This window comes from Pseudomonas sp. IT-P100 (assembly GCF_949767185.1).
Lineage (GTDB): Bacteria > Pseudomonadota > Gammaproteobacteria > Pseudomonadales > Pseudomonadaceae > Aquipseudomonas > Aquipseudomonas fluorescens_B.
Genome location: NZ_CATKQK010000001.1, coordinates 217782 through 230472, shown reverse-complemented (window position 1 = coordinate 230472; position 12691 = coordinate 217782). Strand labels below are relative to the sequence as shown.

The window sequence follows — 12691 nt, the reverse complement described above, 5'->3', positions numbered from 1 at the left end:
TCCCCCCCAAAAAAGCCGCACGATTTTCGGATCGTGCGGCTTTTTTGCGTTTCGCTGGAACCTTACGCGCTTAAACGTGCCGTCACTTCATTCAGCTGTCCCGACAACCCATGCAGGTTGTGGCTGGCCGCTTCGGTGCGTTGCACGTTGTCCAGGTTGGTGCTGGCAATGCTGGTGATCTCGGTGAGGTTGCGCGAGATGTCTTCGGCGACCGAGGTCTGCTCTTCGGCAGCGGTGGCGATCTGGCGGTTCATGTCGCGGATGGCTTCCACGGCGTGGGTGATGCGCTCGAGCATGGCACCGGCCTGCGTCACTTGCTCGACGCTTTCTTCACTGCGCGACTGACCGCTTTCTATCGCCTGGGCCGCGTCTACCGCACCGGTTTGCACCGTCTGGATAATCTGGTTGATCTCAATGATCGACGCCGCCGTGCGCTGGGCCAGGCTGCGCACTTCATCGGCTACCACCGCAAAACCGCGCCCGGCTTCACCGGCTCGGGCGGCTTCGATGGCCGCGTTGAGCGCCAGCAAGTTGGTCTGTTCGGCGATGCCGCGAATCACTTCCAGCACCTTGCCGATGCGGCCGCTGTCGGTTTCCAGTTGTCGAATGACCGTCGCGGTGTTGGCGATTTCACCGCGCATGCGGGTGATGGTGTGGATGGTGCCCTGCATCACTTTTCCGCCTTGTTGGGCGGACTGGTCGGCGTCATCCGCCGCACGCGCGGCATCGGCGGCATGCCGTGCGACTTCTTGCGCCGTGGCGGACATTTCGTTCATCGCCGTGGCCACCTGATCGGTGCGGTGGAACTGTTCGTTGGTGCCGCTGGCCATGAGGCCTGCGATCGCTTTCAACTCATTGCTGGCGCCGTCCAGATCCTTGGTACTGGCCTGCAAACGACTAAAGGTTTCGGCGAGAAAATCGCGCAACGTGTTGGCCGCCATCGCCAATTTGCCCAGCTCATCCTGACGGGTACTGGCCACGCGTTCGGCAAACTTGCCCTGGCTGAGTTGCGCCACGTAATCGATCAGCTTGCGGATCGGCTCGACCAGGTTGCGGTTGACCAGCCACAGGCTCAACAGGCCGATCAACAGACCCGAAGCGAGCATCACGATGATCCCCAGCAACACGGTGCGATCGGCACTGGCGCTGATCCGCTTCGACTGTTCAGTGCCCTGCTTGCGCAGCTCGCTGACCAGTTCGCTCATCTGATCACTGGTCGCCCGGTCCACGCCCTTCACCGCGGTGTCGCCCGCCGTTGGATCGGCACCGGCCGCCACGTAGGCATCGCGGCCCTTCTGGTACGCCGCACCTAACACGCGGTGTTCGTCACGCAGGCGTTCGATGCGGGTCTTGAGTTGCGGCTCGATACCCTTCTGCCCTGCCAGCTCGCCGAGGATGCCCTGCACATCGCGCTGACGGTCTTCGAATTGCTTCCAGTACTTGTTCAGATCCGCCGGTTGCTTGCCGCGCAGCAGAACGTTTTTCCATTCCTGGACCTGCACCTTGAACTGCAGGTTGGCTTCATCGATCAATTGTGAGGTGTGCAGCGGGCCGTCGATCAAGTTCGCATAGCTTTGAACGCCGCTGGACAGAAAGTGAAAGCAGGCCAGCGCGATCAACAGCATCGCAAACAGGCTACCACTCAGCAGGGCGAGAATTTGCGCTCTCAAGGACTTTTGCAGAAACATCGGAAGGTACTCATGACAGGAATGAGGCACGCCCTGGGTGAGGCGTGAAAGTAGATCGGACATCCCTGTCTGCCGCGTCGGCGGGTGGCCGACGGCGCGCAACTTAACCTAAGCGTGATCGGCGTGCCAGAGCGCTTCTTTAAGCGAATCCGACCATCGGCAGCGCAATCGTTTGCGTTATTTATCCGTCACAAAAACGTCATCACGCCTTGCGATGATGCGGCTCAAGTGAACCTGTGAAACCCGCGACAGGCGCCTCCTCACAACGAGACCTCATGAACCACAGCATCGACCAAAGCCATCGCGACCCGGACCTGTTCGGTCTGCTGTACGGTTTCAGCTTTCGCCCCGGCGAACGCGGCCGGGAGATCGATTCGGCCATGGCGTTGCGGTGTCTGCAGCAACCGGGCGACAGCGATGAGTTTCTCTGGCTGCACCTGAACCTCGCCCATGCCGCGTGCGAGCGCTGGATGAAAAGTCATCTGGAGTTGCCCGATGAATTTTTCGAAGCCTTGCATGAAGGCTCGCGTTCGACGCGCATCGAGCATGTCGATTCGGCACTGCTGGCGGTGGTCAACGACGTGGTGTTCAACCTCAGCAGCATGGTCTCCTCGGATGTGTCGACGTTGTGGGTATGCGCCCGCAGCCGGCTGATCATCAGCGCGCGCCTGCAACCGCTGCACTCGGTGGACAAGTTGCGTTCGTCGGTGAAGGCCGGTGAATGCTTTCGTTCGCCACTGGAATTGCTGGTGCATTTGCTGCGCGACCAGGGCGAGGTGCTGACGCAGATCGTGCGCAAGACCAGCCTCAGTGTCGATCAGATCGAAGATGAATTGCTGTCCTCGCGGCTGTCGACCAACCGCGCGGAACTGGGTGCCAATCGCCGGGTGCTGGTACGCCTGCAACGGCTGCTGGCGCTGGAGCCGGGCTCGTTGCTGCGCCTGCTCAATCGTCCGCCGCAATGGTTGCAGAAGGAAGACGTGAAAGAGCTGCGCAAGTCCACCGAGGAGTTTGCGCTGATCATCAACGACCTGACGGCGTTGGGTGAGCGGATCAAGCTGTTGCAGGAAGAGATTGCCGCCAACCTGAATGAACAGAGCAACCGTACGCTGTTCACCCTGACCGTGGTGACGGTGCTGGCGTTGCCGATCAACATCATTGCCGGTTTCTTTGGCATGAACGTGGGGGGCGTGCCGCTCTCCCAGGATCCGGAGGGGTTCTGGATTCTGGTGGCATTGGTCGCGACGTTTACCGTGATCGCGGGGCGATGGGCGTTTCGCAAGCGGCAGGATTACTAATCCCGAAGCGCATCGAACCCCTGTGGCGAGGGAGCTTGCTCCCGCTGGGTCGCGAAGCGGACCCACATCCTGCCAAACAGTTTTTCTGACACACCGCGAGTACCGGGTTTACGGTTGCTTCGCAGCCGAGCGGGAGCAAGCTCCCTCGCCACAGGGGATTGCGTAGCCCTTGGATGTTGGTGCGGGGTTCTGATCAACGGATCAGCAAAAGCGCCAAACACTGACCCAGCGCAGCGTCTCTGTAACATTTGGCAATGATCATGACTGGCATTCCTTTCTCTCCTCAGGATTGTCCGTGATGGCTACTCCTTCCTACACCGCCGCCCAGGCGCCCGCCCGCAGCGCGAAGCCGCAGTTCGATAAAAAACCCGGCCTGCTGACCATCGTGATTTTCTTCGCTGTGCTGGCGATCGGGCTGTTGTTTACCGCGTACAGCCTGATGCACGACATGAACGAACTCGGCACGGTGGTCACCACCTGGACGCCGTTTCTGCTGCTGGGCGTGGCGTTGCTGATCGCGCTGGGGTTCGAGTTCGTCAACGGTTTCCACGACACCGCCAACGCGGTGGCCACGGTGATTTACACCAACTCCTTGCCGCCGAACGTTGCGGTGGTCTGGTCCGGGTTGTTCAACTTCCTCGGCGTGCTGCTGTCGAGCGGCGCGGTGGCGTTCGGTATCATCGCGTTGCTGCCGGTGGAGTTGATTCTGCAAGTCGGGTCGTCCGCCGGTTTCGCGATGATTTTCGCCCTGTTGATCGCGGCGATTCTGTGGAACCTCGGCACCTGGTGGCTGGGCTTGCCGGCGTCGTCGTCGCACACGCTGATCGGTTCGATCATCGGTGTCGGCGTCGCCAATGCCTTGATGCACGGGCGCGACGGCACCAGCGGCGTGGATTGGGCGCAAGCGACCAAAGTCGGTTATGCGTTGCTGCTCTCGCCCCTGGTCGGCTTCGCCGCCGCCGCGTTGCTGCTGCTGGCCCTGCGCGCCTTCGTCAAGAATCGCGCGCTGTACAAGGAGCCCAAAGGCAATACCCCGCCACCGTGGTGGATTCGCGGCCTGTTGATCCTGACCTGCACCGGCGTGTCCTTCGCCCACGGTTCCAACGATGGCCAGAAAGGCATGGGCCTGATCATGCTGATCCTGGTGGGCACCCTGCCGATGGCGTATGCGCTGAACCGCACCATGCCGGCGGATCAGGCGCTGCAATTCGCCGCCGTGGCCGAGGTTACCCAACAAGCCCTGATGAAGCACACCTCGCTGCCCGCACCCGCCGATCCGCGTCCGGTGCTCTCCGATTACATGCGTACCAAGGAAGCTACGCCGCAACTGATCCCCGCCCTCGCGACGCTGGCCGGCAACATCGGCAACGAAGTGAAGGGTTACGGTTCGCTGTCGAAAGTCCCGGCCGAGGCCATGGGCAACGTGCGTAACGACATGTACCTGACCAGCGAAACCATTCGCCTGATGGAAAAAAACAAGGTCGGTAACTTCGACGCCGACACCACCGGCAAGCTGCAGTTGTTCAAGCAGCAGATCGACAATGCCACACGGTTCATTCCGCTGTGGGTGAAGATCGCGGTGGCGATCGCGCTGGGCCTGGGCACCATGGTCGGCTGGAAGCGCATCGTGGTGACGGTGGGCGAGAAGATCGGCAAGAGCCACCTGACTTACGCCCAAGGTGCCTCGGCGGAAACCGTGGCCATGCTGACCATCGGCGCGGCGGACATGTTCGGGTTGCCGGTGTCGACCACCCACGTGTTGTCCTCGGGGGTGGCCGGGACCATGGTCGCCAACGGCGGTGGCTTGCAGATGAAGACCATTCGCAACCTGCTGATGGCCTGGGTGTTGACCTTGCCGGCGGCGATTCTTTTGTCGGGCAGTTTGTATTGGTTGTTCACCCGAATCTTCTAGCCCCCCTTGCAGGAGCAAGCTCGTTCCTGCAGGGGATTTTTTTGCCTGGAGAATGCTTTTCGTCGCAAATTCAGGGGATTGCGTTTTTATTGACCCACCACCCGCCGAATTGCACTTCAGTTTGCTAACGTGTGGCCGACTCTTAAGAGACTCGATGCATTCAGGAGTGGGATCGTGAATCTGTACATCAATCAGCTTCAACACAAAGCTGACTTCAAAGAAGCCATCTATGCCGGCGACATCTTCCTGAACACTCAGCTGCGCGCTGCCAAAGAGCTATGTGCGTTCGCCCAGGAAAGCATCACTGCAGCCTTCGACGGCGAGACCCATCACCAGGCGCTGCACACGCTGATGCCGGTGGAAGAATTCGTGGTTCGGGTGACGCGCCTCAAGGGCCAGTTCACTAACAGCCTGCGCGTCAAGGAATTGATCCTGTCGTTCATCGACGAGATCGGCGTCGACCCGCGTGAGTACATTTTCGACGTGCCGCGCATTCGCGTGGTGCCGAATTATGACTATCTGCACGCCGGTGTCAGCTATGCCTACAAACCGCATCGCGATACCTGGTACGGCAGCGTCGATTGCCAGATCAACACCTGGATGCCGGTGCACACCATCCGCCCCGACCAGACCATGATGATCAACGCTGGCTACTTCGACGTGCCGGTGAAGAACACCTCCAGCGAATGGAGCCTCAACGACTGGATCAACAACCAGCGGCACAAGGCCAAGGACAACCTCAAGGAGGAGGTCCGGGTGCACCCGGTGCCACTGGAGGCGATCAACACGGCGTCTGAAGTGCGCATTGCCGGCAACACCGGCGAGATGCTGATTTTCTCCGGCTCGCACCTGCACGGTACGGTCGCCAACCACACCGAACAAACCCGCTTCAGCGTGGATTTCCGCCTGATGCACCTCGACGACCTCAAACACAAGCGTGGCGCGATCAACGTCGACAGCGCCTGCCCTGATGTTGGCGCAGGCTTCAAAGACTATTTCCACGCCCACGACTTTTCTAATTTCCAAGGAATCGAAGCATGACCAAGCGTCGCATCACGCCCGCCGAGGCCCAGTACAACGAAACCCGTGCCAACGTTCTGAAACGGGTCGATGCCGAGTACGTGGCCGACGCACCGTTCGTCTTCGCCAACCGCATCGGCGTGACCGCTGCCCTGTCGCGTATGGAACTGTTCAAGAAAGTCGCTGAAGTACCGGGCGCGATCATCGAGTGCGGCGTGTACAAAGGCAACTCGCTGATGCTGTACATGCATTTGTCGATGATTCTCGAACCGTACGCGATCAACCGTTCGATCGTCGGCTTCGATACCTTCGAAGGCTTCCAGAGCATCGACAAGAAAGAAGACCCGGCCGACGTCAACGAGACCATGTTCTCCGACACTGACCAGTCGCTGATCCAGGACATGATCGACGCCAACGACCTGCTGCGCCCGGTCAACCGCATCCCGCGTTGCGAGTTGGTCAAGGGCGACATCGTCAAGACCGTGCCGGAGTGGGTCAAGACCCGCCCTGACCTGGTCGTGGCCATGCTGATTCTCGACACCGACCTGTACGAATCGACCAAAGTCGCGCTGGAAACCTTCCTGCCGTACATGCCAAAAGGCGCCATCGTGGTGCTGGACGAAGTCGCTTACCGCAACTTCCCGGGCGAAACCAAGGCCCTTCGTGAAGTGCTCGACCTGAACAAGATCGAACTCAAGCGTCTGCCGTTTGATAGCTGCGTAGGCTATTTCCACGTCTGACGCATAACACTGTGGGAGCGCGGGTTGTTTTTCAGGTTGTTGACTGAATGACGTTTGCCAGCCAGTCCATGAACACGCTGACCCGCAACGGCAAACGCCGTTGCGGGGCATAGAGGAGCGACACCTCCATCGACGGCGCGTTCAACTGCGGTAACACCGCCACCAGTTCACCGCTGAGCAAGCGCGACTGCATGCCCTTCAGCGGTGCCTGAATCAACCCGAATCCCCCCACGCACGCCGCTTCATAAGCGTCGGTGCTGTTCACCGTGACGCTGCCCGCCATCGGTAATCGATGCAGCTTGCCATCGACCTCATACAGAAACCCCTCCGAACGCGAACCCAGTACGCCGACGTAATGGACCAGCCGATGCTGCGCCAGGTCTTCGAGTGTTTCGGGAATGCCATAACGCTGCAGATAAGCGGGACTGGCGCAATTGACCATCGCAAAATCACACACATGACGCGCGACCACCGATTGATCCGGTTGTACGCCAACCCGCACGACGCAGTCAAAACCCTCCCTTTGCACATCAACCCGGCGATCGGTGGTGCTGATTTCCAGTTCCAGATTAGGGTGCAGCGCGATGAATTCCGGCAACCGCGGCAACACCACCTGGCGCGCCAGGAAGTTGGGCATGTCGAAGCGAATCCGCCCGGTGAGCGACGCCGCATCCTGGCGAAACAGCCCTTCGATTTCGTCCATGTACGACAGCAAATCCTTGCTGCGTTCGTACAACACCAGGCCGTCCTGCGTCGCCTGAACCCTGCGCGTGGTTCGTTGCAGCAACCGCGTTCCCAGCAGCGCTTCGAGCGCCTGAACATGTTCCGACACGGTGGAACGGGGCAAGCCCAGGCTTTCGCCGGCCAGGGTAAAACTCGACACCTCGCTGACGCGAACGAAGGTGCGCAGCAGTTCCAGTTTGTTCATGGTTCGACCTTCGATTGTCCGGATTAACCGATCAGTGATTCCAGTTTCAGCCTGTTTATCACCCTATGGCGGATAAATAAACTTCCTTCACACCGTTACTCACCACCCTTGAGGAAGCCCCATGAATCGCAAAATCGCACTGATCACCGGCGCCAGCCGCGGCCTTGGCAAAAACGCAGCGCTGCATCTGGCCGCCCAGGGTGTCGACGTCATCGGCACCTATAACAGCAAAGCCGATGAGGCGCAGGCACTGGTCGCAGAAATCGAAAGCCTCGGTGGTCGCGCCGCCATGTTGCAACTGGACGTGGGCCAGAGCGAGCGCTTCGCATATTTCGCCACGCAGGTCGCCGAGGTATTGCGCAGCCGTTTCGATCGCCAGCACTTCGACTTTTTGCTCAACAACGCCGGCATCGGGGTGTATGCGAACTTAGTCGACACCACCGTCGAGCAGTTCGACTTGCTGATGAACATCCATTTGAAAGGGCCGTTTTTCCTGACTCAGAAGTTGCTGCCGTTGATGACGGATGGTGGCCGCATCCTCAACGTGTCCAGCGGACTGACCCGCTTCAGCCTGCCGGGTTACGGCACTTACGCGGCGATGAAAGGCGCGATGGAAGTGCTGACGCGTTATCAGGCGAAGGAGCTCGGTGCGCGGGGCATCTCGGTAAATACCTTGGCGCCTGGCGCGATCGAAACCGATTTCGGCGGCGGGACCGTGCGCGACAATGCGCAGGTGAACCAGATGATCGCCGACAATACCGCGCTGGGTCGTGTCGGTCTGCCGGACGATATCGGCGCCGCGATTGCGCTGCTGCTGGCACCGGGCAGCCAGTGGATCAACGGCCAGCGCGTCGAGGCGTCGGGCGGGATGTTTTTGTAAACAGCACGCGTTAAGCGGGCTGACTATCAGCCCGCTTAACGATCATCCTTGGCAAGAAGTGCGCATTACCCATCGCTCGCGCACCACGTCATACGCCCAGTGGTAAACGTAGGTGTAAGGCAGGAAAAACAGCAACACACCAATATCCAGCAGGAACGCCTGCCACAGGCTGACATTGAGCCACCAGGCAATCAGCGGCACGCCAACCGCCACCAGCCCCCCTTCAAACAACAGCGCATGGACGACTCGCGTCCAAGCGTTGTGCACGATGTCGAAACGCTGCAGCACACGATCAAATATCCCGTTGAACAGCACGTTCCACGCCAGTGCCAGCGCCGCGATCACGACGGTGACGACGCCCATGTCGAGCATCGGTTTGTCCATGATCCACGCCAGCAACGGGGTGCAGATCACGATGGCCAACAGCTCGAAGCCGATGGCCTGGAAAATACGTTCGGTGATGGATTTTTGCATGTTCATGAGCAGAGCCCCTGAGTGACTGTAGTTGTCATGATCCACTCCCGCACCGATACTTCATAACCAATAACCATCGATCAAGGCGATAGTTCATGGCGTCCCAGGAAGTGTTGCAGGCGTTTGTGCAAGCGGCGACCCAAGGCTCGTTTTCCGCCGCGGCGCGCAAGCTCGGGCGCAGTCAGTCGACCATCAGCGCCGCAGTGGCGAGCCTGGAGATTGATCTGGATCTGATCCTGTTCGACCGCAGTAGCCGCAAGCCGACCCTGACACCGGCCGGGCATGTGATGTTGCAGCGGGCCGAGGAGATTCTGGCGGCCACCAGCCGTCTGGAAATGACCGCCAGCCAGTTGGCTCAAGGGGTTGAGCCGAAGCTGACCGTGGCGATTTCCGACACCTATCAGTCCGACCGTTTCGAAGCGGCGCTGAGTGCGTTCGAGCAGCGATACCCGGACCTGGAACTCGAATGCCTGATCGCCGAATGCGATGACCTGGTGGCGCTGGTACAAAGCGGACGGGCGCATGTGGCGTTCGCCGAGCAACAGGAAAGTTACCCACCGGATCTGGTCAGCTCGACGGTGGCAGAGCGCACCGAAATCGCCCTGTTCGTGTCCCGCGAGCATCCGTTGGCAACGCTGGCTGTCATCGATCAGGACATCTTGCAACAGCACCGGGAGTTGCGTCTGGCGACGATCGTCAATCCGTATGAAAGCCGCGCCAAGGGGCGCGTCTGGTCGGCACCGAGTTATTTGATGCTGCTGGAAATGGCCCAGGGCGGATTCGGTTGGGCGCCGTTGCCGCGGTGGCTGGTGGGACGGTTTGGCGCCGGGACGTTGCAGGAGTTGAACGTGCGCGGATGGCCGAAACCGCTGTTCGTCGATGCGCTGTGGTCGCGGCTGCATCCGCCGGGGCCGGCGGGGAGCTGGTTGTTGGGCAAGATGCTGGAATGACGGTCCTGCGGACCTTATCGCGGGCTTGCCCGCGACGGGGCGGGCACTTTATTTCAAAGCCTTGAGCCGGGCCTCGATAAACCGCCGCTCCGGCACCTGCTGCGTCAATTCCAGCGCCCGCTCATACGCCGCCCGTGCCTCCTCCACCCGTCCCAACTGCCGACAAAACTCGGCCCGCGCCGAATGTGCCAAGTGGTAATCCAGCAAATCCCCGCGCCCCAGAATCCCTTCAATCAGCGTCAACCCCGCCAACGGTCCATCCCTTCTGGAGATGGCGGCCGCACGGTTCAATTCGATCACCGGCGAAGGCACGGCCGCCAACAGCACGTCATACAACCCCACAATTTGCAGCCAATCGGTCTCCCCCGCCGTCGGCGCTTCGGCATGCACCGCCGCGATGGCCGCTTGCAAACAGTAAGGACCGAATCGCCGGGTACTCAGCGCCCGCTCGATCAGCGCGCAGCCTTCGGCAATCAACCCGGCGTCCCACAGCGAACGGTCCTGCTCATCCAGCAGGATCAGCTCGCCACTCGATGAAGTCCGCGCCGGACGCCGTGATTCATGCAACAGCATCAGCGCCAGCAGGCCCATCACCTCGGGTTCGGGCAGCAGTTCCATCAGCAAACGCCCGAGGCGGATCGCCTCGCGGGTGAGGTCTTCACGGATGAGCTCGGTGCCGACGGACGCCGAGTAGCCTTCGTTGAACACCAGGTAAATCACCCGCAGCACGCTGTCGAGTCGCTCGGGCAATTCCGCCAGGGTCGGCACTTGGTAGGGAATTTTCGCGTCGCGGATTTTCGCTTTGGCCCGCACGATGCGCTGGGCAATGGTGGCCGGTGCGGAAAGAAACGCCCGGGCGATTTCTTCGGTGGTCAGGTCGCAGACTTCGCGCAATGTCAGCGGCACTTGAGCATCCGCCGCGAGTGCCGGGTGACAGCAGGTGAAGATCAGGCGCAAGCGATCGTCTTCCACGTCGTCGTCACTCCAGTCGGCCTGCTCCAGCGCCTCCAGTTGAGCGATCAGCATTGGCCGGGACGCGGCAAACCGCGCGCGGCGACGCAACACATCGATGGCCTTGAAACGCCCGGTGGAAACCAGCCACGCCCGTGGATTGTCCGGCACACCGTCACGCTGCCAGCGCTCGACCGCGATAAAGAACGCCTCATGCAAGGCCTCTTCGGCGAGGTCGAAATCGCCAAGCAGACGGATCAGGGTCGCCAGGATCCGCCGCGACTCTTCGCGGTAAACCTGCTCGACCCGAGCCTTGACCGACACCCCGGGCATCAGTCCTGCATGCCTTGCGTCACCATGGAATCTCCTTGCCTGTGACCGTTAAGGATTCAACTCTCGAACCGGCCGTACCTCGACACACCCGACCCGAGCCGCCGGAATGTTGCCGGCAACCTGAAGGGCTTCATTGAGGTCTTTGGCGTCGATCAGGTAGAAGCCGGCCAACTGCTCCTTGGTTTCGGCGAACGGGCCATCGGTGATCGACATTTTGCCGTTGCGCATGCGCACGGTGGTGGCGGTCTGCACCGACTCCAGCGCTTCGGCGGCGAGCATGCGGCCGCTGCCCTGGATCGATTCGGCATAGGCCATGCACTCGGCGTCCTTGGGGCTTTCGGGCAGTGAGTGCAATTCCTGTTCGTTGCTGTAGACCAGGCATAAGTACTTCATGGGGCTCTCCGATCGAACTGATCAACTATGGCTGCAGTTTGATGTTTTGGCGCTGATTCCCGACGATCAGGGTTCAAGGTTGAACAACGCAGTGCCGCTCGTCATGTCGAACGGGGCCGACCAGTGTTCGTGGACGATGCGCCATTGGCCGGCCTCGCGACGATAGCAGGCGGTCACGCGCATCCAGCAGGCCTGGGTTTCGCCCTTGTCGTTGGTGCCGCCGCAATGGGCCAGCCAATGGGCGAAGGCGATGTGCTCGTCCGCCACAACGTTCATCTGATCGAAGTCGAACTTATGCGCGCCCTGGCACATTTCCATGCATTCCAGCCAATGCTTGCGGTAGGCAGCCTTGCCGCGAAACTGCAGGGCCTTGACCGCGTCGTAGGAGACGATGTCATCGCCATACAACGCCATGATTTTCTCGACATCCTTGGCGATGACCGCCTGGCGATAGGTGTCGATCAGAGTCTCGATTTCGTGAGTTGCGTTCATGGTGGTTCTCCGTGTTTTTTGTTGTGAAGACACCCTTAGTCGTTCGGCGAAATGCCGAATCGACAGTCGAAATAAAAATAATCCATGGGCGCAAACTCGCTAGAATCCGAGGCTCATTTCTGATGGAAAAAGGACACTCCAGTGACAACCCGACTCGTGCCTTACGAAACCCTGAACGCGCGCCAGCGCCAGCAGGTCGAGGCCATCGAAGTTCGCAAAGAACAAATCAGATTCTCCGGCGACATTCATGGTGCGCTGCACACCTTGTTGTCCAAACCCGGCCCCGGCGTCAAAGGATTTGCCCTGTTGGCCGATGACATTCCGGTTGCCTTCCTGCTGCTCAAACGTCCGCCGGTGCTGCCTGCCTGGGCCGATGAACACAGCGCCACGCTGCATGCACTGCAAGTCGGCCAGCGTCATCAAGGCAAAGGGTATGGCAAGGCCTGCCTGCAAGCCCTGCCCGACGTGGCGCGCCAGGCATTTCCTGAAATCAGGGCGCTGGAGTTGTCAGTGGATGCGGACAACGAGGCCGCCATCGCGCTGTACGCCAGTTTCGGCTGGGTCGACAGCGGCGAAGCCTACAAGGGCCGGATCGGTTACGAACGGCGCATGGGACTGATTTTCTGAGGTGG

Annotated in this window: 13 protein-coding genes; 7 read left to right on the top strand and 6 right to left on the bottom strand. The window is 60.4% G+C overall.

Going from position 1 to position 12691, the window contains the following annotated elements:
- Positions 1–62: 62 nt before the first annotated feature.
- Positions 63–1688, bottom strand: a complete 1626-nt coding sequence (locus ACM6IQ_RS01050; RefSeq protein WP_414877910.1) for a methyl-accepting chemotaxis protein — start codon at positions 1686–1688, stop codon at positions 63–65.
- Positions 1689–1963: 275 nt separating this feature from the next.
- Here ACM6IQ_RS01050 and ACM6IQ_RS01045 point away from each other — a divergent pair, with 275 nt between their 5' ends.
- The 4 genes from ACM6IQ_RS01045 to ACM6IQ_RS01030 all read left to right on the top strand — a co-directional run bounded on the left by ACM6IQ_RS01045 (position 1964) and on the right by ACM6IQ_RS01030 (position 6658).
- A complete protein-coding gene (locus ACM6IQ_RS01045) occupies positions 1964–2986 on the top strand; it encodes a transporter (RefSeq protein WP_017340385.1) in 1023 nt (340 codons plus the stop codon).
- 298 nt (positions 2987–3284) lie between these two features.
- The gene (locus tag ACM6IQ_RS01040) at positions 3285–4898 is read left to right on the top strand and encodes an inorganic phosphate transporter (protein WP_414877907.1); all 1614 of its coding nucleotides are present in this window, start codon (positions 3285–3287) and stop codon (positions 4896–4898) included.
- A 174-nt stretch (positions 4899–5072) separates the two neighbouring features.
- The gene (locus ACM6IQ_RS01035; protein WP_414877906.1) at positions 5073–5939 is read left to right on the top strand and encodes a hypothetical protein; all 867 of its coding nucleotides are present in this window, start codon (positions 5073–5075) and stop codon (positions 5937–5939) included.
- Complete coding sequence (locus tag ACM6IQ_RS01030) at positions 5936–6658, top strand: TylF/MycF/NovP-related O-methyltransferase (RefSeq protein WP_046031989.1); 723 nt, start codon at positions 5936–5938, stop codon at positions 6656–6658. Before ACM6IQ_RS01035 ends, ACM6IQ_RS01030 begins: the two co-directional genes overlap by 4 nt.
- Before the next feature lie 31 nt (positions 6659–6689).
- Here ACM6IQ_RS01030 and ACM6IQ_RS01025 read toward each other — a convergent pair whose 3' ends face one another.
- On the bottom strand, positions 6690–7586 hold the full coding sequence (locus ACM6IQ_RS01025; protein ID WP_414877905.1) for a LysR family transcriptional regulator: 897 nt from the start codon (positions 7584–7586) through the stop codon (positions 6690–6692).
- A 121-nt stretch (positions 7587–7707) separates the two neighbouring features.
- Here ACM6IQ_RS01025 and ACM6IQ_RS01020 point away from each other — a divergent pair, with 121 nt between their 5' ends.
- Positions 7708–8466 (top strand): SDR family NAD(P)-dependent oxidoreductase, encoded by a 759-nt coding sequence (locus ACM6IQ_RS01020; protein WP_414877904.1) that lies wholly within the window; start codon positions 7708–7710, stop codon positions 8464–8466.
- Positions 8467–8508: 42 nt separating this feature from the next.
- Here the strand turns inward: ACM6IQ_RS01020 and ACM6IQ_RS01015 are convergent, their stop codons facing one another.
- Positions 8509–8946 (bottom strand): multidrug/biocide efflux PACE transporter, encoded by a 438-nt coding sequence (locus ACM6IQ_RS01015; protein ID WP_414877903.1) that lies wholly within the window; start codon positions 8944–8946, stop codon positions 8509–8511.
- A gap of 89 nt (positions 8947–9035) precedes the next feature.
- Here ACM6IQ_RS01015 and ACM6IQ_RS01010 point away from each other — a divergent pair, with 89 nt between their 5' ends.
- Entirely contained in the window at positions 9036–9890 is an 855-nt protein-coding gene (locus tag ACM6IQ_RS01010) for a LysR family transcriptional regulator (RefSeq protein ID WP_017340390.1), read from the top strand.
- A 48-nt stretch (positions 9891–9938) separates the two neighbouring features.
- On the opposite strand, the gene ACM6IQ_RS01005 is transcribed toward ACM6IQ_RS01010, so the two are convergent.
- From ACM6IQ_RS01005 to ACM6IQ_RS00995, 3 genes are all read right to left on the bottom strand, one after another.
- Entirely contained in the window at positions 9939–11174 is a 1236-nt protein-coding gene (locus ACM6IQ_RS01005; protein ID WP_414877902.1) for an RNA polymerase sigma factor, read from the bottom strand.
- A gap of 48 nt (positions 11175–11222) precedes the next feature.
- Positions 11223–11567, bottom strand: a complete 345-nt coding sequence (locus ACM6IQ_RS01000; protein ID WP_017340392.1) for a YciI family protein — start codon at positions 11565–11567, stop codon at positions 11223–11225.
- Between the two features lie 66 nt (positions 11568–11633).
- Positions 11634–12059 carry a YybH family protein gene (locus tag ACM6IQ_RS00995; protein ID WP_414877901.1) on the bottom strand — a complete coding sequence of 142 codons (426 nt, stop codon included), beginning with the start codon at positions 12057–12059 and terminating at the stop codon, positions 11634–11636.
- 141 nt (positions 12060–12200) lie between these two features.
- Here ACM6IQ_RS00995 and ACM6IQ_RS00990 point away from each other — a divergent pair, with 141 nt between their 5' ends.
- The gene (locus ACM6IQ_RS00990; protein ID WP_017340394.1) at positions 12201–12686 is read left to right on the top strand and encodes a GNAT family N-acetyltransferase; all 486 of its coding nucleotides are present in this window, start codon (positions 12201–12203) and stop codon (positions 12684–12686) included.
- Positions 12687–12691 lie beyond the last annotated feature (5 nt).

Bases quoted from the DNA above. Each gene is read 5' to 3' on its own strand.
- ACM6IQ_RS01050 (WP_414877910.1), bottom strand. From the start codon at position 1,688: ATGTTTCTGCAAAAGTCCTTGAGAGCGCAAATTCTCGCCCTGCTGAGT.
- ACM6IQ_RS01045 (WP_017340385.1), top strand. From the start codon at position 1,964: ATGAACCACAGCATCGACCAAAGCCATCGCGACCCGGACCTGTTCGGT.
- ACM6IQ_RS01040 (WP_414877907.1), top strand. From the start codon at position 3,285: ATGGCTACTCCTTCCTACACCGCCGCCCAGGCGCCCGCCCGCAGCGCG.
- ACM6IQ_RS01030 (WP_046031989.1), top strand. From the start codon at position 5,936: ATGACCAAGCGTCGCATCACGCCCGCCGAGGCCCAGTACAACGAAACC.
- ACM6IQ_RS01025 (WP_414877905.1), bottom strand. From the start codon at position 7,586: ATGAACAAACTGGAACTGCTGCGCACCTTCGTTCGCGTCAGCGAGGTG.
- ACM6IQ_RS01020 (WP_414877904.1), top strand. From the start codon at position 7,708: ATGAATCGCAAAATCGCACTGATCACCGGCGCCAGCCGCGGCCTTGGC.
- ACM6IQ_RS01015 (WP_414877903.1), bottom strand. From the start codon at position 8,946: ATGAACATGCAAAAATCCATCACCGAACGTATTTTCCAGGCCATCGGC.
- ACM6IQ_RS01010 (WP_017340390.1), top strand. From the start codon at position 9,036: ATGGCGTCCCAGGAAGTGTTGCAGGCGTTTGTGCAAGCGGCGACCCAA.
- ACM6IQ_RS01005 (WP_414877902.1), bottom strand. From the start codon at position 11,174: ATGCCCGGGGTGTCGGTCAAGGCTCGGGTCGAGCAGGTTTACCGCGAA.
- ACM6IQ_RS01000 (WP_017340392.1), bottom strand. From the start codon at position 11,567: ATGAAGTACTTATGCCTGGTCTACAGCAACGAACAGGAATTGCACTCA.
- ACM6IQ_RS00995 (WP_414877901.1), bottom strand. From the start codon at position 12,059: ATGAACGCAACTCACGAAATCGAGACTCTGATCGACACCTATCGCCAG.